Origin of the sequence: Gordonia desulfuricans NBRC 100010 (assembly GCF_001485495.1) — a bacterium.
In the GTDB taxonomy this organism is placed as follows: Bacteria; Actinomycetota; Actinomycetes; order Mycobacteriales; family Mycobacteriaceae; genus Gordonia; species Gordonia desulfuricans.
Genome location: NZ_BCNF01000014.1, coordinates 1 through 20,046, shown reverse-complemented (window position 1 = coordinate 20,046; position 20,046 = coordinate 1). Strand labels below are relative to the sequence as shown.

17 protein-coding genes are annotated in these 20,046 nt (G+C 70.0%); 7 read left to right on the top strand and 10 right to left on the bottom strand.

The window, feature by feature from the left end:
* Window positions 1-31 precede the first annotated feature (31 nt).
* From GD1_RS02510 to GD1_RS02500, 3 genes are read left to right on the top strand one after another with little or no spacing between them, the layout of a single operon-like run.
* Complete coding sequence (locus GD1_RS02510) at window positions 32-1,861, top strand: DUF3556 domain-containing protein (protein ID WP_053776786.1); 1,830 nt, start codon at window positions 32-34, stop codon at window positions 1,859-1,861.
* Window positions 1,858-3,279: a phytoene desaturase family protein gene (locus tag GD1_RS02505; RefSeq protein WP_053776785.1), complete on the top strand. Its 1,422-nt coding sequence runs from the start codon at window positions 1,858-1,860 to the stop codon at window positions 3,277-3,279. Before GD1_RS02510 ends, GD1_RS02505 begins: the two co-directional genes overlap by 4 nt.
* A 2-nt stretch (window positions 3,280-3,281) precedes the next feature.
* Complete coding sequence (locus GD1_RS02500; protein ID WP_059035425.1) at window positions 3,282-4,622, top strand: PucR family transcriptional regulator; 1,341 nt, start codon at window positions 3,282-3,284, stop codon at window positions 4,620-4,622.
* A gap of 6 nt (window positions 4,623-4,628) precedes the next feature.
* Here the strand turns inward: GD1_RS02500 and GD1_RS02495 are convergent, their stop codons facing one another.
* The 5 genes from GD1_RS02495 to GD1_RS02475 form a co-directional block, all read right to left on the bottom strand.
* The gene (locus GD1_RS02495; protein ID WP_059035422.1) at window positions 4,629-4,994 is read right to left on the bottom strand and encodes a hypothetical protein; all 366 of its coding nucleotides are present in this window, start codon (window positions 4,992-4,994) and stop codon (window positions 4,629-4,631) included.
* Between the two features lie 136 nt (window positions 4,995-5,130).
* A complete protein-coding gene (locus tag GD1_RS02490) occupies window positions 5,131-5,883 on the bottom strand; it encodes a VOC family protein (protein WP_202927162.1) in 753 nt (250 codons plus the stop codon).
* A complete protein-coding gene (locus GD1_RS02485) occupies window positions 5,880-6,188 on the bottom strand; it encodes a hypothetical protein (protein ID WP_059035420.1) in 309 nt (102 codons plus the stop codon). Before GD1_RS02485 ends, GD1_RS02490 begins: the two co-directional genes overlap by 4 nt.
* Before the next feature lie 49 nt (window positions 6,189-6,237).
* Window positions 6,238-6,483, bottom strand: coding sequence for a DUF3263 domain-containing protein (locus GD1_RS02480; protein WP_157079354.1), 246 nt, complete (start codon window positions 6,481-6,483; stop codon window positions 6,238-6,240).
* Window positions 6,484-6,785: 302 nt separating this feature from the next.
* The gene (locus tag GD1_RS02475) at window positions 6,786-7,097 is read right to left on the bottom strand and encodes a hypothetical protein (protein WP_059035419.1); all 312 of its coding nucleotides are present in this window, start codon (window positions 7,095-7,097) and stop codon (window positions 6,786-6,788) included.
* 200 nt (window positions 7,098-7,297) lie between these two features.
* Here GD1_RS02475 and GD1_RS02470 point away from each other — a divergent pair, with 200 nt between their 5' ends.
* The gene (locus tag GD1_RS02470; protein WP_020791141.1) at window positions 7,298-7,642 is read left to right on the top strand and encodes an RNA polymerase-binding protein RbpA; all 345 of its coding nucleotides are present in this window, start codon (window positions 7,298-7,300) and stop codon (window positions 7,640-7,642) included.
* Window positions 7,643-7,756: 114 nt separating this feature from the next.
* On the opposite strand, the gene GD1_RS02465 is transcribed toward GD1_RS02470, so the two are convergent.
* The 5 genes from GD1_RS02465 to cobN form a co-directional block, all read right to left on the bottom strand.
* Complete coding sequence (locus GD1_RS02465; protein ID WP_059035417.1) at window positions 7,757-8,560, bottom strand: polyprenol monophosphomannose synthase; 804 nt, start codon at window positions 8,558-8,560, stop codon at window positions 7,757-7,759.
* On the bottom strand, window positions 8,547-10,136 hold the full coding sequence (gene lnt, locus GD1_RS02460; protein WP_083533806.1) for an apolipoprotein N-acyltransferase: 1,590 nt from the start codon (window positions 10,134-10,136) through the stop codon (window positions 8,547-8,549). Before lnt ends, GD1_RS02465 begins: the two co-directional genes overlap by 14 nt.
* A gap of 104 nt (window positions 10,137-10,240) precedes the next feature.
* The gene (locus GD1_RS02455) at window positions 10,241-11,866 is read right to left on the bottom strand and encodes an amidohydrolase (RefSeq protein WP_059035415.1); all 1,626 of its coding nucleotides are present in this window, start codon (window positions 11,864-11,866) and stop codon (window positions 10,241-10,243) included.
* 36 nt (window positions 11,867-11,902) lie between these two features.
* Window positions 11,903-12,436: an FxsA family protein gene (locus GD1_RS02450; protein ID WP_059035412.1), complete on the bottom strand. Its 534-nt coding sequence runs from the start codon at window positions 12,434-12,436 to the stop codon at window positions 11,903-11,905.
* Between the two features lie 84 nt (window positions 12,437-12,520).
* Window positions 12,521-16,150, bottom strand: coding sequence for a cobaltochelatase subunit CobN (cobN, locus tag GD1_RS02445; RefSeq protein WP_059035411.1), 3,630 nt, complete (start codon window positions 16,148-16,150; stop codon window positions 12,521-12,523).
* Between the two features lie 254 nt (window positions 16,151-16,404).
* Between cobN and cobG the strand changes: the two genes are divergently transcribed.
* Genes cobG through GD1_RS02430 form a run of 3 tightly spaced genes read left to right on the top strand, consistent with a single transcriptional unit; the run spans window position 16,405 to window position 19,787 of the window.
* Entirely contained in the window at window positions 16,405-17,571 is a 1,167-nt protein-coding gene (gene cobG, locus GD1_RS02440) for a precorrin-3B synthase (protein ID WP_059035410.1), read from the top strand.
* A 54-nt stretch (window positions 17,572-17,625) separates the two neighbouring features.
* Window positions 17,626-18,249 (top strand): precorrin-8X methylmutase, encoded by a 624-nt coding sequence (locus GD1_RS02435; protein WP_053776777.1) that lies wholly within the window; start codon window positions 17,626-17,628, stop codon window positions 18,247-18,249.
* A gap of 2 nt (window positions 18,250-18,251) precedes the next feature.
* A complete protein-coding gene (locus GD1_RS02430) occupies window positions 18,252-19,787 on the top strand; it encodes a precorrin-2 C(20)-methyltransferase (RefSeq protein ID WP_244882475.1) in 1,536 nt (511 codons plus the stop codon).
* Window positions 19,788-20,046: the final 259 nt, after the last annotated feature.

Genomic DNA, 20,046 nt, shown 5'->3' with positions numbered 1-20,046 from the left:
GCCCCTCCCCCGACGACACGAAGGATCTCCCATGGGACTGACCACACCCGATTCACCACCGGTGGATCCCGCGACCTTTCTCGAGCGACCGTTCCTCGAACGCATCCGCATCCTCGGCCTGCATTGGGCCGAATACGGCTTCGGCACACCGAAACTCATCCACATCATCTACCTGATCAAGTGTGGGCTGCTGTTCGTCGTCGGCGGCCTGTGCGTGGCGACGTTCACCTCCGGGTTCAACGTCCTCGACATCGGCACCTGGTGGGATCAGGCCATCGTCTACCAGAAGGCCGTGCTGTGGACCCTGCTGCTCGAGGTACTCGGCCTCGGCGGCTCCTGGGGCCCGCTGGCCGGTCACTTCAAGCCGATGACCGGAGGATTCCTGTTCTGGTTGCGGCCGAACACCATTCGGCTGCCACCGTGGCCCGCCCGGGTACCGCTCACCGCCGGTGACACCCGTACCGTCGCCGACGTCGTGCTGTATGCGGCGCTGCTGGTGAATCTCGTCGTCGCACTCGTACTCCCCGGCGTCGCGTCGTCGTCGCTGGATGCGGTGGTGGCCGACAATCACGGCCTGGTCAATCCTGCGCTGATGTACCCGCTGATCGCACTGCTGGTGGTGATCGGCCTGCGCGACAAGGTCATCTTCATCGCGGCCCGCTCCGAGCAGTACCTGCCCGCGGTGATCTTCTTCGCCTTCCTGCCCTTCGTCGACATGATCCTCGCGCTCAAACTCCTCATCGTCGTGGTGTGGGTGGGTGCCGGTGTGTCCAAACTGGGCCACCACTTCTCGATGGTGATCCCGCCCATGCTGTCGAACACGCCGTGGCTGCCGTTCCGGTCGATCAAGCGGGCCCACTACCGCAACTTCCCCACCGACATGCGGCCGTCACGTCTGGCCTCGGGGATCGGCCACGTCCTCGGCACCATCGTCGAGATCGTCACCCCGCTGGTCCTGCTGTTCTCCACCGACAAGTGGCTGACCCTGGCGGCGGTGATCCTGATGGTGGGCTTCCATCTGTTCATCTTCTCGACCTTCCCGCTCGCGGTGCCGCTGGAATGGAATCTGCTGTTCGGGTACGCGGCGATCTTCCTGTTCTGGGGCCACCCCGCCTGGGACGGGTATGCACTGACCGACACCTCCATGCCGTGGGTGATGGTCGTGATCGCGATCGGCCTGTGCTTCTTCCCGGTGCTGGGCAATCTGCGTCCGGACCTGGTGTCGTTCCTGCCGTCGATGCGGCAGTACGCCGGCAACTGGGCGTCGGCCACCTGGGCCTTCGCCCCCGGTGCCGAGGATAAACTCGATCAGCATGTGGTCCGTTCGTCGAAGAACACCCGCACCCAGTTGCTCTCGACGTATCCCCCGGAGGTGGCCGACGTCGTGATGCACCAGATGCTCGCGTGGCGCTCGCTGCACAGTCAGGGACGCGCACTGTATTCGCTGATGCTGCGTCAACTCGGCCCGGACATCGACACCTACACCCTCCGGGAGGCCGAGTTCTCCTGTAACTCGTTGGTGGCGTTCAACTTCGGTGACGGTCATCTCCACGACGAGAAGCTCATCGCCGCCCTGCAACGACGCTGCGGCTTCGCACCCGGCGAGTTCACCGTCGCGTGGATCGAATCGCAGCCGATCCACAAGGGCACCCAGCGGTACAAGGTGATCGACGCCGCGCTCGGCGTGATCGAGACCGGCACCTATCGGGTGGCCGACGCGGTGGCCGAGCAGCCCTGGCTGCCCAACGGCCCGATCCCCGTCGACGTCGACTGGTCGATCGCGACCTCCGATCGGATCGTCGCCGACACCGAGACCGACACCACCCCCGCTGTCCCGACACCGGCGCAGGGAACCCGATGACCTCAGCGGTCGTCGTCGGCGGCGGGCCCAACGGGCTCGCCGCCGCCCTGCACCTGGCCCGCAACGGGGTCGAGGTCACGGTGCTGGAAGCGCAGGACGAGGTGGGCGGCGGTGCCCGGTCGGGAGAACTCACCCTGCCCGGGCTCGTCCACGATCACTGCTCGGCCTTCCATCCACTCGGTGTGGGTTCACCGTTCTGGCAGGAGTTCGACCTCGGCCGCCACGGACTGCGCTGGCTGCTTCCGCCGGTCGACTGCGCCCATCCGCTCGACGACGGCCGGGCCGGACTGCTGCACCGGTCGATCGCCGAGACCGCCGCCGGACTCGGCCCCGACGGCCGGCGCTGGCGTGCCGCATTCGGCGATCTGGCCGACGGATTCGACGAGCTGGCCGCCGATCTGCTCCGCCCGATCCTGCACGTTCCCCGACATCCGGTGCGGCTCGGTGCGTTCGGCCCCCGGGCGGTGCTGCCGGCGACGGTGATGGCGCGATGGTTCCGCACCGACGAGGGACGTGCACTGTTCGGCGGGATCGCCGCACATGCGTTCACCCGGCTCGACCGGCCGCTGACCGCATCACTGGGCATGATGATCACCGCCAGCGGTCACCGATTCGGCTGGCCGGTGGCCGAGGGCGGCTCCGGGAAGATCACCGCGGCGGCCGCGGCGGCACTGCGCGAACTCGGCGGCACCATCGTGACCGGTACCCCGGTGCGACGCCGTGACGACATCCCGCCCGCCGATCTCGTCCTGCTCGACCTCTCTCCCGCACAAGCACTCTCGCTCTACGGCGACCTGATGCCCGGCCGGATCGCCCGGGGTCTGGGGCGGTATCGCGTCGGGTCGTCGGCGTTCAAGATGGACTATGCGATCAGCGGTGACATCCCGTGGCGCAACCCGGCGTGTGCGCGGGCGGGCACGGTGCACCTCGGTGGTGGTCTCGCCGAGATCGCCGACACCGAACGCCGGCGTGCGGCGGGGACCATGGTGGAGCGACCGTTCGTGCTCCTCGGCCAGCAGTACGTCGCCGATCCCGCCCGCGGCCGCGACGGGCTCAATCCGGTCTACGCCTATGCCCACGTGCCGCGCGGCTACGACGGCGACGCCACCGAGGCGATCACCGCGCAGATCGAACGGTTCGCCCCCGGCTTCCGGGACCGGATCGTGGCCACGCACCGCACCGGCACCGCCGACCTGAGCCGGCACAACGCCAACTTCGCCCACGGTGACATCATCGGCGGCGCCAACGACGGACTGCAGATGATCTTCCGGCCCCGACCGGCATACGACCCCTACACACTCGGGGTGGACGGGGTGTATCTCTGTTCCCAGGCGACACCGCCCGGCGCCGGTGTCCACGGCCTGTGCGGCTACCACGCCGCCCGGTCGGCGCTGGCCGGACTCGATCGACGGAGGTGACCATGACCTCGGTGTCCCCCGATCCCGGAGCGGCCGCGGCGCAGGCCCGACTGGCCCGGGTCCCGGCCGCCGCGAGTATCGAACTGCTCGAACAGGTCGCGGCGATCGCCGTTCGGCTGCGCGAGCGCGAACCGGAACTGGTCACCGACCTCACCGGGATGATGGCGCGCGAGATCGATCAGCTCGACTCCGACCCCAACCTCGTGGAGATGCTGCACGCGAGCGTGCAGGGCAACGTGTCCACGATCATCCACGTGCTGGCCAACGACATCCCGATCGACCACCTCCAGCCGACCACGGCCGCCGTCGAGTACGCGCTGCGGCTCGCCCAGCGCGACGTGCCGTCGAACTCGCTGGTCCGGGCCTACCACCTCGGCCAGAACAGCGTCATGATGACCTGTTTCGAGATCATCGAGGAACTGGATCTGCCCGCCGACCGCGCGATGGCGGTGACCCGACACATCTCCGACGTGATGTTCGGCTACATCGACTGGATCACCCGATACGTGTTCCAGGCATACGAGACCGAACGGCGGCGCTGGCTCGGCGCCGACGCCAACGTGGCCGCCGCGGCGATCCGCCGGCTGCTCGACTCCCCCGACGCCGACCCCCGCGCCTTCGAGTCCGAGACCGGGTACCGCCTCGATCAGCGTCACCTCGCGGTGATCGTCTGGACCGATGCCGCCGACCCGCGTCAGGCCGGATTCCTCGACCGGGTCGCCCGCGAGCTGGCGCTCGCCGTCCGGGCCGAGTCACGTCCGATCATCACCGCGATCGACCGGACGACGGCCTGGATGTGGATCCCGTTCGGTGTGCGGGGCGGGCGTCTGGATGCGGGGCGGGCCCCCCGGATCCCGCCCGACGTGCTCCCGTCGGAGTCGGGATCGGACACCCGGGTCCGCGCGGCGATCGGTCTCGCCGGAGACGGTGTCACCGGGTTCCGACGCTCGCACCGGCAGGCACACGCCGCGTACCTGCTGGCGTCCATGCCGGGCAGTGTCACCGGGCAGATCGTGGGATTCGCCGACCGTGGCATCGCGGTGGTCTCGATGCTCGCCCAGGACCTCGACGCGACCCGGGCGTGGGCACACGAGATCCTCGGACCCCTCGCCGACGACACACCCACGGCGGCGACGCTGCGTGAGACGCTCGCGGTGTTCTTCGCCACCCGCGAGAGTCATCTGCACACCGCCACCCAACTCAACCTGCATCGCAACACCGTGAAGTACCGGGTGGGCAAAGCCCTCGCCGAGGTACCGCCCGACCGTGACCGCCTCGATCTCGCACTCGCGCTGACCGCCTGCGAACTCCTCGGGTCGGCGGTCATCGGCACCCCGTCCTGAACCGGCTCACCGCCGCGGCGGACCACCCGGCCGGCCGTCGGTGGATCGGCGACGGTCGTCGGTGGGCCTGCGACGGTCGTCGGTGGGCTTCAGCGCCCAGCCCGGGACCCAGTGGGTCACCGATTCCTGACGATCACGGGCGGTGAGGGTGTAGGTGACCTTCCCGTACCACTCACCCCACTCCGACAGCGCCCATTCGGTGAGCACCCCGGTGACGATCTTGCGCACCTGGAGTCCGTCGGGATGATAGGTCCCGCTGTGGTGCGGGGTCTGCGGATACAGCGCGTTGAGGTCGATCTGCACCGCCCGGTGCCCGACCCGGACGAAGGCCGGCCGGTGCGGTCGTCCGCTGTCGCCGCCGATCCGAGCCATACCCATGAATAGATCATATGTTCGAGACCCGACGAATCCCAGTCGGCCCCGATCCCGATCCCGCCCTGCCGGACCACCGGTCCGGCGACCGGGTGGGTGGGCAGTTCAGCGGGCGGCAGTTCAGCGGGTCGGCAGTTCAGCCGTCCAGGGGACCGATCACCACGGTCCGGGTGGCGAGCAGCGGGTCGTACACGGTGGCGATGGCGGTGCCCGGCTTGCGGCCGACGCGCACCTCCGAGATCCCGACACCGAGATCGGTCAGACGACGATGGGTTGCGGTCACGTCGTGGCTGCGCCAGGCGATCCCCCACAGCGAGATCGGCTCGGTGGCCGGTGCGCCGTCGGCGAGGACCACCTCCACGACGAGATCGCCGGCCCGGAAGAACAGCTGACGCAATCCCGGCGACACCTGACGGTCGAGCCGGAAGTCGAGGCCGAGGGTGGACCCGAACAGGGCCACCGCGTGATCGCGGTCGGTGCTCTCGAAGACGAGGTGGTCGAGGCCGGCGATGTCGTCGGCGCGCGCAGGCAGCGCCGCGGGCGCGTGGGTGATCACGCCGACGGGCACGTCGGGCGCATGCCATTCGTCGGCATGCCGATGGTGCAGATCCAGGCCCCGACGCTGCAGCAAGCGGACCTGCGCATCGGTGTCGGAACTCGTGAACAGGACCCGATGTGGATCGTCGGAGGCCTTGTCGTGCAACCGTATTCGCGCATTTCCGACATGGATGTCGGTGTCGGCGGCGCCGTGACCGAGGAGCTGCTGGTAGGCCTTGGCCGATCCGGCCGGGTCGGCGGTGACGAGGTCGAGCACGGCGACCGCATGCGCGTCCGCGACGGGTCTCTCCGGGGTGTGACGATCAGGCGTATGCGGTGGGTGTGATGTCATCGGCGACGTCCTCGGCGGTGTTCGACGCGACGCGGGAGATCGTCGCGCGGTGGCGAGCTCGTGATGTGCCACCGACCGCACCGGCAGTGATAGCACCGCAGGTTGGGTGCCCGCCGGCCGGCCTGACGGATCCGGTCGATACCCTCGCGTGCCGTGCCCTCGGAGACGAAGGCGTCCTTGTACGGGGTCGGGCAGTCGATGATCGGCGCCGGGCGGCGCGGTGCGCGCCGCGTCGGCGTCAGGTCGGTGAGGATCTCGATCCGACGATAGAACTCCTCGAGATCGTCGTCGGAGAACGGGGCCATGGGATGTGCAGCACTCTCGGATCCGGATGCGGACGGTGGTACTCGAACGCTACCCGCCGGAACCGGGTCGCGCGCAGCCGGCCATCCAGAGACGATGGCGGATCACGCGCCGCATACGACGCAGTTCGGTGCTGCTCAGCGAGGCCGGCGGGGAGGTGTCGACGAGGCGGTCGACCTCGGTGAAGAAGTCGCGGTCGGACAATCCGAACTGCTCGGTGATCTCCGACGACGATCCCCCGCCCAACGTGTACCAGTTGGTCTCGAAATCGAGCATCTGCTGCTGCTTGGTGCCGATACCGCCGCCGCCGACGGAGTCGTCGGTGATCGCCGTGGAGAACGTGGTGCTGCCGTGTGCGCTCATATGGGCCCCCAAAGCCGTGTGTGGATGTCGGTGAACTCCGGTGCGCGATCACCTCGTCGTGCTCCGGGAAACTCTGGCGGGGCCGGTCGGGGTTCGATGCGCGAGTGACGTCCTTTGTACACCGCGCGGGTGACCGGTGACAGACATTTGGTCAGCGTCGAGGTAAACCCGTCGGACCGGCCACCCGCGGTGCGGTCACCCACGTCACCGCACCGGTGGTGACCGTGGCGTCCCGGCTATCGGAGCCGTTCGGCCTCGCGTGCCCGGGCCAGCAGTTCCGAGGCGAGTCCGGCCAGGGTTGCGGTGTCGGCGTCCTCATCGACGGCGGTCGCGAGATCTTCTGCGGCGCAACGTAAGGCGAACATCCGATCGCCGAAGTCCGCGACGTCGGAAGCACTCAGGATCACCGCGTCGGGCGGGATGGTCAGCCCCAGTCCGGATGCGCCGGGAATAGATGACCCGGTCAATTGCGCTCTCTGTTCATAGGCGCGTTGCCGGCAGGACCGTTTGCAGTACTTGCGGCGACGACCCGTCTCGGAGTCGACCATCGTCGACCCGCACCACGCACACGCATAGGGGCGTTGCCGGGTTCGGGTCGTCTCCACGACAACAGACGGTACCGTGCGGCCGGTCGTGCCGGTGGGTCCGACCCGCCCGGCGATCGTCGACTCGTCGACCCGGACGGATACGGCCCGGCAGGCGGGTAGAATGGGCCTGTTCAGCGTCGAGAACCCGGAAGGAACGCAGCATGGCAGATCGAGTACTTCGGGGTAGCCGCCTCGGTGCGGTGAGCTACGAGACCGATCGTGATCACGATCTCGCGCCCCGGCGAATCGTTCAGTACCGCACCGACAACGGGGAGATCTTCGACGTCCCCTTCGCCGACGAGGCCGAGGTGCCGTCGAAGTGGCCGTGCAAGAACGGCATGGAGGGCACCATCCTCGAGGGGACGGTGACCGAGGAGAAGAAGGTGAAGCCGCCGCGCACGCACTGGGACATGCTCCTCGAGCGTCGCAGCGAGGAAGAGCTCGAGGTGCTGCTCAACGAGCGCCTGGAGCTGCTCAAGCAGCGTCGGCGTGGCGTGGGCAACTGAACGATCGCCCCACGGGGCACCACAGACGGCAACGGCCGGAGAGGGTCAACCTCTCCGGCCGTTGCCGTCTGTGTCTGTGTTCGGGCTGCTGTCGCTCCCGGCTCCGGGCCGGGCTCAGCCGCGTCGGATGCCGACCTGGGCCAGTCGGCTCGCCAGCCCCCATCGCGCCACGTTCAGGAATGCCTCGGACATGACCCCGCCGCTCATCTTGGACACGCCGATCTCACGTTCGGTGAAGGTGATCGGCACCTCGCGGACGGTGAACCCGGCCTGCACGGTGCGCCACGCCAGGTCGATCTGGAAGCAGTATCCGGCCGACTCCACCGAGCCGAGGTCGATCTTCTCGAGCACCTCACGGCGGTAGGCGCGGTACCCGGCGGTGATGTCGTGGATCCCGGCACCCAGCGCGAGGCGCGCATAGGTGTTGGCCCCGCGGGAGAGGATCTCGCGCCGGCGCGGCCAGTTGACCAGCTTGCCGCCGGGCACATAGCGCGAACCGATCGCGAGGTCGGCACCGGCATTGATCGCATCGAGCAGCCCGGACAGCTGTTCGGGGGCGTGGCTGCCGTCGGCGTCCATCTCGATGACCACCCGGTAGTCCCGGTCGAGTCCCCAGGCGAAACCGGCGAGGTAGGCCTTGCCCAGACCGTCCTTCTCGACGCGGTGCATGGTGTGGATGCGGGCCAGGTCGTCGGCGCCGGCCAGCTCGTCGGCGACCTCACCGGTGCCGTCCGGGCTGGAGTCGTCCACCACGAGGACGTGGATACCCGGCAGTGCGCCCTGAAGACGTCCGACGATCAGCGGGAGGTTGTCCCGCTCGTTGTAGGTGGGAATGACGACCAGCGCCCCGGCGCCGTCGGACGCGACCACCGGCTGGACACCGATTCCGGTCGCGGGCGATCCCTCACTGTTCGTCACCGGCGAACTCCTCTGACTTGTGTTGTACTGCTCCGGATGGGCTGGACTTCCGGCGCCGCCCGGTCGTGAGCCTCTGAGAGAACCTAGTACGCGTCGCCATCGCAAACAAAAGCGCCACGAGTGCAGCGCCCGCGATCACCCGCTCCGGCCATGCCCCCAGCAGGGTCGCGACGGTGGTCTCACTGCGGAGCGGCATCCGTGCCGAGAGCACCGCCGCGGTGAAGATCCCCGATTGTGCGGTGACCGTTCCGTCCGGTTCGACCAGCGCACTGACCCCGCTCGTGGCGGCCACGATTACCGCCCGACCGTGTTCGACGGCCCGGAATCGGGACATCGCCAGTTGCTGATATGTCATGTCGGTGCGGCCGAAGGTGGCGTTGTTGGTGGGGACGTAGAGAATCCGGGCGCCCTGGTCGACGGCGGTCTGTGCGGCCCGGTCGAAGGCGACCTCCCAGCAGGTCGCCACCCCGACCGGGATCGTGCCCGAGTCGGTGGGCACCTGCAGCACCGACGACCCGGTGCCCGGCCGGAAGTTGCCGGCCATGTCGGCATACGACGAGAACATCCGGAAGAACGGCCGCCACGGCAGATACTCACCGAACGGCTGGATGATGTGCTTGTCGTAGCGGCCCACGGGCCCCTTCTCGCCGTCCCACACCAGGACGGTGTTGGTGGGGCGGCCGTCGGCGTCGCGGACCAGGGTGCCCACCAGGATGGGTGCGCCGACGGCCACCGAGGCCTCGGTGATCTCGGCCGCGGCATCCGGGTTCGCGAGCGGGTCGATGTCGGAGGCGTTCTCCGGCCAGGCCACGAATGCCGGGCGGGCGGCGGTGTTCGAGTCGATCGCATCGGCCAGGCCGAAGGTGTTGCGCACGTGGTTGTCGAGCACCGCCCGACGCTGCGCGTTGAAGTCCAGACCCAGCCGCGGCACATTGCCCTGCACGGCGGCGACCTGGGCCGATGTCCCCGAGACGTTGCGGTCGAGCGTGTCGGGGGTCAGTCCGATCGCCGCGATCGGCCCGAGCAGGGCCAGGACCACCGCCACCACACCGGGACGGACCAGCGAACCGTGTGCCGGTGCACCGGGCGCGGCGTGCCGGAACAGCAGCAACTGCACCACCCACGCCAGACACGCACCGAACAGGGCGACTGCACCGCTCACCCCCGCGGTGCCCAGGACCGATGCGAGCGGCAGCAGCGGTCCGTCGACCTGACTGAACGCGGTGCGGCCCCAGGGGAAGCCGCCGAACGGGAACGCCGACCGCGCGGCCTCGACCAGCACCCAGACCGCGGCGAACCACACCGGCGGGAACGGCAACCGCATGGTGACCGTGGCACAGACCCCGAACACCGCGAGGTAGCCGGCCAGTGCGGCGGCCAGCGCGAGCCACGGCAGCGGGCCGACGTACACGCCGATCCAGGGCAGCAACGGGACGAAGAAACCGAGACCGTAGACGAATCCGATCCATGCGCCGGTGCGCGCACGCGGGCGGCCCTGGCTCAGCAGTGCGTAGAGCACGCCGAGCGACAGCACCGCCATGTACCACCAGTCGCGGGGCGGGAACGACGTCCACATGGCCACGCCGGCCGCGGCGGCGACCACCGTGCGCACCAGCCACGCCACGCGCGGGGCGAGGGTGGGCAGGCGCAGGCCGGTCCACGGATGCGTCGAGGGGTGGCTCACCAATCGGCACCCACGAAGATGTCCTGTCCGTCGCGGACGGTCCGCACACACCGGGGCAGCGGCGCGCCCGGGCTCACATCGGGTAGCGCGGGCACCCGCGACCGCGGGTCGGTGGACCACCGCTGCACCCGCGCATGCGATCCGGCGACGACGAGCTCGTCGACCTCCCACACGGCGAAGTGTGCCGGGGCACCCGGCTCCAGGGTGCCGGTCAGGCCGTCGTGCACGCCGCCGGCCCGCCACCCGCCACGGGTGCAGGCGGAGAAGGCACCACGCGCAGACAGGGCGCTCTCCGGGCGGTGATGGTGCACCGCGGCCCGCACGGTGGCCCACGGGCTCATCGGCGTCACCGGGGAGTCGGAGGAGAACGACAGCGCCACGCCGGTCTTGGCGAGCATCGCGAAATCGTTCAGGGTGGCCGCACGCTCGACACCCAGACGACGGGCGTAGAGCTTGTCGGCCCCACCCCACTCGGCGTCGAACAACGGCTGCTGCCCGGCGATCACACCGCAGCGTGCCAGCACCGCGGCGTCGGCGGCATCGACCATCTCGGCGTGTTCGAGGCGGTGTGCGCACCGGGCCACCGCAGGGGTTCCGAGCTCGTCGGCGACGGCGTCGAAGGCGGCGACGGCGGTCTTCACCGCGGCGTCACCGATCACGTGGAAACCGGCCTGGATCCCGGCGACGGTGCAGGCGTGGATGTGCGCGCGGACGGTCTCGGGGTCGATGTGGGTGATCCCGCACTCCCCCGGCGCATCCGTGTACGGCTCGGTCAGCCAGGCGGTGTGCGAGCCGATCGCGCCGTCGACGAACAGGTCACCGGCCAGCCCGTGGGCGCCGGTGGCGGCGATCAGCTCGGCGGCATGCTCGGGGCTGCGGGCGGCCTGACCCCACAGTCGGCGCACGCCGACGGGGTGGTCGAGGGTGGCCAGGGCGACGAAGTCGTCGAGTCCGGTGATGTCGGGTCCGCCGTTCTCGTGCACCATCACGATGCCGGCCGCGGCGGCGGCGTCGAGGGCGGTGCGCTGCATCCGGGTGCGCATCGCGGGCGTGATGAGGCGCTGTGCGGCACCGCGCACCAGATGGTGGGCGGCGGCGATCAGCGGGAGTTGCGGTTCGTATCCCTCCGCGGCGGTGAGGTCGGGAACCAGGCGACGCAGTCCGGTCGAGGCCAGCGCGGAATGCTCGTCGACGCGGGCCAGGTACACCGGGCGGTCGCCGACGACGGCGTCGATCTCGGCGGTGGTCGGTGCACGCCGGTCGTCGGGGTCGGGACCGGCCCAGGTCGACGAATCCCAGCCCAGGCCCCAGATCAGCTCGTCCGGTGCGGTGCCGGCGACCGCGGCGGCCAGCCGGGCCAGGACGTCGGCGCGGCCGTCGGCCTCGTTGAGGGTGAGCCCGCACAGGGCCAGACCGGTGGAGGTCAGATGGACGTGGGAGTCCACGAAGGCCGGGGCCACGAACCGGCCGACGAGGTCGGTGACCCGGGCGTCGGGATGCAGCGCACGGCCGATCGAGTCGGTGCCCACCCAGGTGACGATGCCGTCGGTGACGGCCAGCGCGGTGGCGTCGGGGACGCTCGACGAATACACCAGACCGCCCAGCAGGAGTTCGGTAGTCACGATCGTCCAGTGTGCCCTGATCGAGGATGTGACGTGTCAGCGGCCCCGCGGCAGTCCACGGTCTCCCGACGTGCCCGATCCCGGTCCGGTGGCGCTCATCACGTCCCCGTCGATCACGGTCGGGTCCTGTGCGGCGGGTGCGTCGACGACGGTGCCGTCGATCACCGGGCCCCGGGCGAACCCGGTGGCATAGACCCCGGCCCGATCCATCGCGACCACCACCCGGCGTGCGCCGAAGGCGGCGACCGCCGGCCGGAGCAGATGACGGACCGGCGGGGTGAGGGCGATCATGCCCAGCACGGTGGAGACCACGCCCGGCACGATCAGCAGGAACGACGCACCGGCGACCAGTGCGGTGTCGGCGAGCGGAGCGGTGGGATCGACCTCGTTGCGGGCGGCCCGGCGCAGGCTGCCGAAGACCTTGGCGCCCTGCCAGCGCAGCATCGCGAACCCGGCGACCGCCGCGGCGATGCTGATCAGGACCGCCCACGCGAAGCCGAGGGTCATCGTCATCGCCACGAACGCGCCGATCTCGACGGCGAGATAGAGGAGTACAGCTGCCAGACGCATGATCGTGCCTTCCCGAGGGGTGTCGTTGTGGGTACAACGAACGAGATGCCGGTTTTTCTCCCGACACCTCGTACCGGTCGCCACTCAGTCCTCGTTGCGGCCCTCGATGTCGCCCTCGGTCTGCAGATACACCGCCCGCAGATCCTCCAGCAGCTGCGCCGGCGGCTCATGCCACATCCCGCGTTCGACGGCCTCGAGCAGCCGTTCGGCGATGCCGTGCAGCGCCCACGGATTGGACTGCGTCATGAACTCGCGGTTGTCCTCGTCGAGCACATAGGCCTCGGTGAGCTTCTCGTACATCCAGTCGGCGACCACGTCGGTGGTGGCGTCGTAGCCGAACAGATAGTCGACGGTCGCGGCCATCTCGAAGGCACCCTTGTAGCCGTGCCGCTGCATCGCCGAGATCCACCGCGGATTGACCACCCGCGCACGGAACACCCGGCTGGTCTCCTCGCTCAGCGTGCGGGTACGCACCGCGTCGGGGCGGGTGGAGTCGCCGATGTAGGCCTCCGGCGAGCGGCCGGTGAGCGCCCGGACGGTGGCCACCATGCCGCCGTGGTACTGGAAATAGTCGTCGGAATCGGCGATGTCGTGCTCACGGGTGTCGGTGTTCTTGGCCGCCACCGCGATCCGCCGGTAGGCCGCACGCATGTCGTCGACCGCGGCCACCCCGCCGAGGTCGCGACCGTAGGCGTAGCCGCCCCACTCGGTGTAGACCCGCGCCAGGTCCTCGTCGGTGCGCCAGTCGCGGGAGTCGATCAGCTGCAGCAGACCGGCGCCGTAGGTGCCGGGCTTGGAACCGAAGATGCGGGCTGTGGCACGCCGCTCGTCGCCGTGCTCGGCGAGCGCGGCGCGGGCGTGGGCGGCGACGAAGTTCTGTTCGTCGGGTTCGTCGGCACCCGCCGCGAGGGCGACCGCGTCGTCGAGCATCGTCACCACGTGCGGGAAGGCGTCACGGAAGAACCCGGAGATGCGCACGGTCACGTCGATGCGGGGACGGCCGAGCTCGGCGAGCTCGATCAGTTCCAGCGAGCTCACCCGGCGCGAGGCCTCGTCCCAGATCGGCATGACGCCGAGCAGGGCGAGCACCTCGGCGATGTCGTCACCGGAGGTGCGCATGGCGGAGGTCCCCCACACCGACAGACCCACCGACGCCGGGTACTCGCCGTGATCGGTGAGGTAACGCTCGAGCAGGGAGTCGGCCATCGCCCGCCCGGTCTCCCAGGCCAGCCGGGAGGGCACGGCCTTGGGGTCGACCGAGTAGAAGTTGCGGCCGGTGGGCAACACGTTGATCAGGCCGCGCAGCGGTGAGCCCGACGGGCCGGCCGGGATGAACCCGCCCTCCAGGGCGTGCAGCACCCGCGGGATCTCGCCCGCGGTCTGCCGCAGCCGCGGCACCACCTCGGTGGCCGCGAACCGCAGGATGTCGGCGACGGCATCGGGGTGTCCGGCCGACGCGGCGGTCACCGCGTCCGCCGACCAGTCGCCGTCGGCGCATGCCTGGACCAGACCGCGGGCGATCTCCTCCACGTCGTCGACGTCGGTGCGGGCGGCCGCACCGCTGCCCTCGGTCAGGCCCAGGGCCTCGCGCAGGCCGGGCAGGGCGCTGGTGCCGCCCCACAGCTGACGGGCCCGCAGCATCGCGAGGACCAGGTCGACCTCGGCGGCGTCGACCGGCGGTTCGCCGAGCACGTGCAGTCCGTCGCGGATCTGGACGTCCTTGATCTCGCACAGCCAGCCGTCGACGTGCAGCAGCATGTCGTCGAAGACCTCTTCGTCGGGCCGTTCCGCCAGACCGAGGTCGTGGTCCATCTTGGCCGCGGTCAGCAGCGTCCAGATCTGCTGGCGGATCGCGGGCAGCTTCGCCGGATCGAGGGTGGAGATGTTGGCGTGCTCGTCGAGGAGCTGCTCGAGGCGGGCGATGTCGCCGTAGGAATCGGCGCGCGCCATCGGCGGGATCAGGTGATCGACGAGCACCGCGTGCGCCCGTCGCTTGGCCTGGGTGCCCTCGCCGGGATCGTTGACCAGGAACGGGTAGACCAGCGGCAGATCACCCAGGGCGGCGTCGGTGCCGCAGTCGGCGGACATGCCGAGGGTCTTGCCGGGCAACCACTCGAGGTTGCCGTGCTTGCCCACGTGCACCACTGCGTCGGCCCCGAAGCCCGCGACGTCGGCGGCACCGCCGCGACCGGCCAGCCAGCGGTAGGACGCGAGGTAGTGGTGTGACGGCGGCAGGTCGGGGTCGTGGTAGATCGCCACCGGGTTCTCACCGAAGCCGCGCGGCGGCTGCACCATGATCGCGATGTTGCCGAATTGCAGTGCGGCGACGACGATGTCGCCGTCGGGATTGGCCGAATGATCGACGAACATCTCCCCCGGCGGCGGACCCCAGTGCTCGATCACGCCGGTGCGCAGACCCTCAGGCAGGGTGGCGAACCAGGCGGTGTAGTCGGCGGCCGACACCCGAATCGGGTTGGCGGCCAGGGCCTCTTCGGTCAGCCAGTACGGATCCTGACCACCGGTGGCGATGATCGTGTGGATCAGGGCATCCGAATCATCCTCGGCCAGGCCGGGAATCGCATCCGGGCCGGACTCGGCACCGAGATCGTAGCCGGCCGCACGCAACGCCGACAGCAACCGCAGCAGGCTGCGCGGGGTGTCCAGGCCGACGGCATTGCCGATGCGGGCATGTTTGGTGGGGTATGCCGAGAGCATGATCGCGATCCGACGGTCGGCGGCGGCGGTGTGCCGCAGCCGGGCGTGGGCGACGGCGATGCCGGCCACCCGGGCGCAGCGCTCGGTGTCGGGCTGGTACCAGGGCAGGCCGTTCTCGTCGAACTCCTTGAACGAGAACGGGACCGTGATGATCCGGCCGTCGAACTCCGGGACCGCCACCTGGGTGGCCACATCCAGCGGCGACAGCCCGTCGTCGTTGGCCGCCCAGTCCGCCCGAGGGCCGGTCAGGCACAGCCCCTGCAGGATCGGGATATCCAGCGCGGCAAGCCGTTCGATGTTCCACGACTCGTCGTCGCCGCCGGCCGACGCGGTGGCCGGGGTGGCTCCGCCCGCGGCGAGCACCGTCACCACCAGCGCATCGGCGGTGCCCAGCAATGCGATCAGCTCATCCGGAGCGGTGCGCAGCGACGCACAGTACACCGGCAGCGCCCGTGCCCCGGCGGCCTCGATCGCCCCGCACAGCGCGTCGACGTAGCGGGTGTTGCCGGCCAGATGCTGGGCGCGGTAGTAGAGCACCGCGATGGTCGGTGCGTCGTCGGCGACGGTCGTGGCGGTGCGCTCGAGTACACCCCACGCCGGAGTCTGCGCCGGCTCGTCGAAACCGAGCCCGGTGAGCAGGACGGTGTCGGACAGGAAGTTGTGCAGGTTCACCAGATTCGGCACGCCGCCGGCGGCGAGGTAGTTGTGCGCCTGCGCGGCCACACCCGCCGGGACGGTGGACAGTGCCATCAGATCCGGATCGGGCTGCTGCTCACCGGAGAGCACCACCACCGGGCGGCCCACCGCGAGCACCGCGTCGAGGCCTTCTTCCCACGCGCGCCGGCCACCGAGGATGCGGACGACGGTGAGGTCGGCGGCCGAGACCAGACCGGCGACATCGTCGACGAGCAGCCGCGCCGGGTTGGCGATGGTGAACTCGGCGCCACTGGCGTGCGCGGTGATCAGGTCGGTGTCGGAGGTGGACAGCAGCAGGATCATGAATGGAGCTCCTCATCCGGGGTGGCGCGCCCGGTCACGGGGGTCGGTGTACCCAGCCCGCAGGTCTGACTTCGGCGATCCGGACACACCGGGCACCGACACAGTGGCGCGACCGCGCCGGACTCGCACCGGCTTCTGCACGCTGGGTGGATTCGAGCCTAGTGCAGCCGGGGTGTGCCCCAGCGCACCGGCCGACCCGATCGGTGGGCGGCGCGAGGTGAACCCCGGACCGGGGCGGGCCTACGCTGGAGTCCGTGACCGACGCGGCCCGACGACCAGCCCATGACCGGTGCCCCGGGGTGTTCGATCCACACCCCGCCGCAGACGGTGCCCTCGCCCGGATCCGCCTGCTCGGCGGCACCATCGGACCCGACCAGATGCAGACCGTCGCCCGGGTCGCCGCCGAATTCGGTGACGGCTTCGTCGAACTGACCGGACGTGCCAATCTCCAGATCCGCGGCATCGGTGACGTCGACGCCGTCGCCGATGCCCTCACCGACGCCGGACTGGTGCCGAGCAGCAGCCACGAGAAGGTCCGCAACATCGAGGTCAGTGCCGTGACCGGGCGGATCGGCGGACTCGGCGACCTCCGGCCGACCGCAGGCGCGCTCGACGCGGCGATCCGCGCCGACGCCGCCCTGTCCGAGCTGTCCGGACGGTTCCTGTTCGGACTCGACGACGGCCACGGCGACATCGTCACCCGCGGTCCCGATGCGGCCGCGGTGTTGCGCGGCGATCCGGGTCACGGGGCCTCGGCCGCCGACATCGTGCTCGACGGTGAGGTGGTCGGCTCGGTGACCGATGTGGCCGACATCCCGGCGGCGCTGACCGCCGTCGCCGCGGACATGGTCGAGGTGGGGGGCGACGGACGTGCCTGGCGGATCCGTGACCTGGATGCCGCGGCACGGGCCGAACTGGGCGCGCGGGCACGCGACCGGCTGTCGGCGCCGGTCGACGAATCCCTGCCGGATGCGCCGACCTCCCCGATCGTCGGATGGTTCACCCAGGACGACGAGCGCGTCCTGCTCGGGGCGGTGGTGGAGCTGGGACGGCTACCCGCCCGCCTCGGTGAGTTCCTGGCCGCCGTCGAGGCGCCGATCGTGATCACCCCCGATCGCGAGATCCTGCTGTGCGATCTCACCGAGGGTGTGGCCGAGACCGTGGTCCGTGTACTGGCACCGATGGGCCTGATCTTCGATGCGTCGTCGCCGTGGGCGCAGGTCAGTTGTTGTGCCGGATCGCCGGGCTGCGCCAAGGGCCTGTCCCCGGTACGTGCCGATGTCCTCGAACGTGTGTCGTCCGGGGAACCGATCACCGCCCGTGAGCACTGGGTGGGGTGTGCACGCGGATGCGGGACCCCGCCGGGACCCCATCTGCGGGTGGAGGCCACCGCCGACGGCTACCGGCGCGAACAGCGGTAGCCGATCGGGCACCGGCACGACCGCTCCCGGCGGTGGCCTAGGCTGGTCGTCACCATGAGCGAGTACCTGCGGGACGGCGCCGCGATCTATCGCCGATCATTCTCGATCATCCGCGAGGAATCCGATCTGTCGGCGTTCGCGCCGGATGTGGCCGGAGTGGTCGTCCGGATGATCCATTCGTGCGGGCAGACCGATCTGACCCGCGACGTGGTGGCGACGCCGGGTGTGGTGTCGGCGGCGCGAACCGCGTTGGCCGGCGGTGCCCCGATCCTGTGTGACGCGACGATGGTCGCCAGCGGTGTGACGCGTAAGCGCCTGCCCGCCGACAACGACGTGCTGTGCCATCTGCACGATCCGCGGGTGCCGGTGCTGGCCGCCCGCCTGGAGACCACCAGAACTGCTGCGGCCCTGGAGCTCTGGCGCTCGGAGATGGAAGGCGCGGTGGTTGCGATCGGCAACGCCCCGACCGCGTTGTTCGCGCTGCTGGAGATGATCGACGCCGGCGCACCGCGCCCCGCCGCGATCGTCGGTGCCCCCGTCGGCTTCGTCGGGGCCGCCGAGTCGTGTGCCGAACTCGCCGCCCGTACCGACCTCGAGTTCATCACCGTGACCGGCCGACGTGGCGGATCGGCGATCACCGCGGCCGCCGTCAACGCACTCGCCAGCCCGGAGGAATGAGCGTGTCCGACCCGCTATCCGACGACTCTCGTACCCCCGGCACCCTCTGGGGTGTCGGCCTCGGTCCCGGTGACAGTGAACTGGTGACGGTCAAGGCCGCACGGGTGATCGGTGCCGCCGACGTCGTCGCCTATCACTGTGCCCGCCACGGCCGGAGCATCGCGCGATCGGTGGCGCAGCCGTATCTGCGGGACGGGCAGATCGAAGAACGCCTGATGTATCCGGTGACCACCGAGACCACCGACCATCCGGGTGGCTATACCGGTGCGCTGGAGGACTTCTACGCCGAGAGCGCCGCGGTGCTGGCCGAGCACCTGCGGGCCGGACGCGACGTCGCGCTGCTCGCCGAGGGCGACCCACTGTTCTTCAGCTCGTATATGCACATGCACAAGCGACTGGCCGGCGAGTTCCGTGCCGAGATCATCCCCGGGGTGACGTCGGTGAGCGCATCGTCGGCGGCGATCGCGGTGCCGCTGGTCGAGGGCGAGGAGACCCTGACCGTGGTCCCCGGCACCCTGCCCCAGGCCCGCATGCGCGAACTGTTCTCTCGCGCCGACGCTTTCGCGGTGATGAAGCTCGGCCGCACGTTCACCCGCGTGCGTGACGCCCTCGACGAGGCGGGCCGGCTGGACGAAGCATGGTACGTCGAACGCGCGTCCACCGACGTGCAGCAGGTGGCGCCTGCGCGGGACGTGGATCCGGCTGCGGTGCCCTACTTCTCGATGATCGTCGTCCCTGGTCGCACCAACAATCCACGCGGCGAGGCGGACCCGGCCCCGCGGGGTGAGGTCGTCGTCGTCGGTCTGGGACCGGGATCGTCGGAGTGGACCACCCCCGAGGTGAGCCGCGAACTCGACGCCGCAACCGACCTGATCGGCTACACCACCTATCTGGCGCGGGTCACACCGCGTCCGGGACAACGCGTGCACGCCAGCGACAATCGCGTCGAGGCCGAACGTGCCGACTTCGCCCTGGATCTGGCGTCGCGCGGCGCTCGGGTGGCGGTGGTGTCGTCGGGTGACCCCGGCGTGTTCGCGATGGCGACCGCCGTCGCCGAGGTGGCGTCCGAACCGCGATGGGCCGACGTGCCGGTGCGTGTGGTCCCGGGAATGACCGCGGCCAATGCCGTGGCAGCCGCCGTCGGCGCACCACTCGGGCACGACTTCGCGGTGGTGTCGCTCTCGGATCGGCTCAAGCCGTGGGAGGTGATCGCCGACCGGATCCGGCATGCGTTGTCGGCGGACCTGGTGATCGCGATCTACAACCCGGGGTCGGCGAGCCGCGCGTGGCAGGTCCCCGCGCTCAAGGACATCCTCAGCGAGACCGTCGACGCCGACCGCGTGATGGTGCTCGGACGCGACGTCGGCGGTCCGACGCAGTCGCTGACCGTGACCACCGTGGGTGAGTTCGACCCGTCGGTCGTGGACATGCGCACACTGCTGATCATCGGGTCGTCGGCGACCCGCGTCACGAAACGCGCGGCCGGGGATCTCGTCTTCACCCCGCGCAGTCACCCCGGACACGTCCGGGGTGACTGATTCCTCCACCGGCCAAGGCCACGTCGCGGATCAGGCGAGATGAGCCTGTCTGCCCACGCTTGCGACGGTGGTTGCGTCGTCGACGTCGGCCGGCGGAGGTTTCGACACGTCTCGTCGCTACGCTCCTCGACGGCTCAACCACCAACTAACCACCGCCCGTTGATGATTGAGTCGAGAACAGTCAACCAACTACTACCCGTTTGTGATTGAGCTGGGAACAATCAATCACCAACTACCCGTAGATGATTGAGCCGGGACC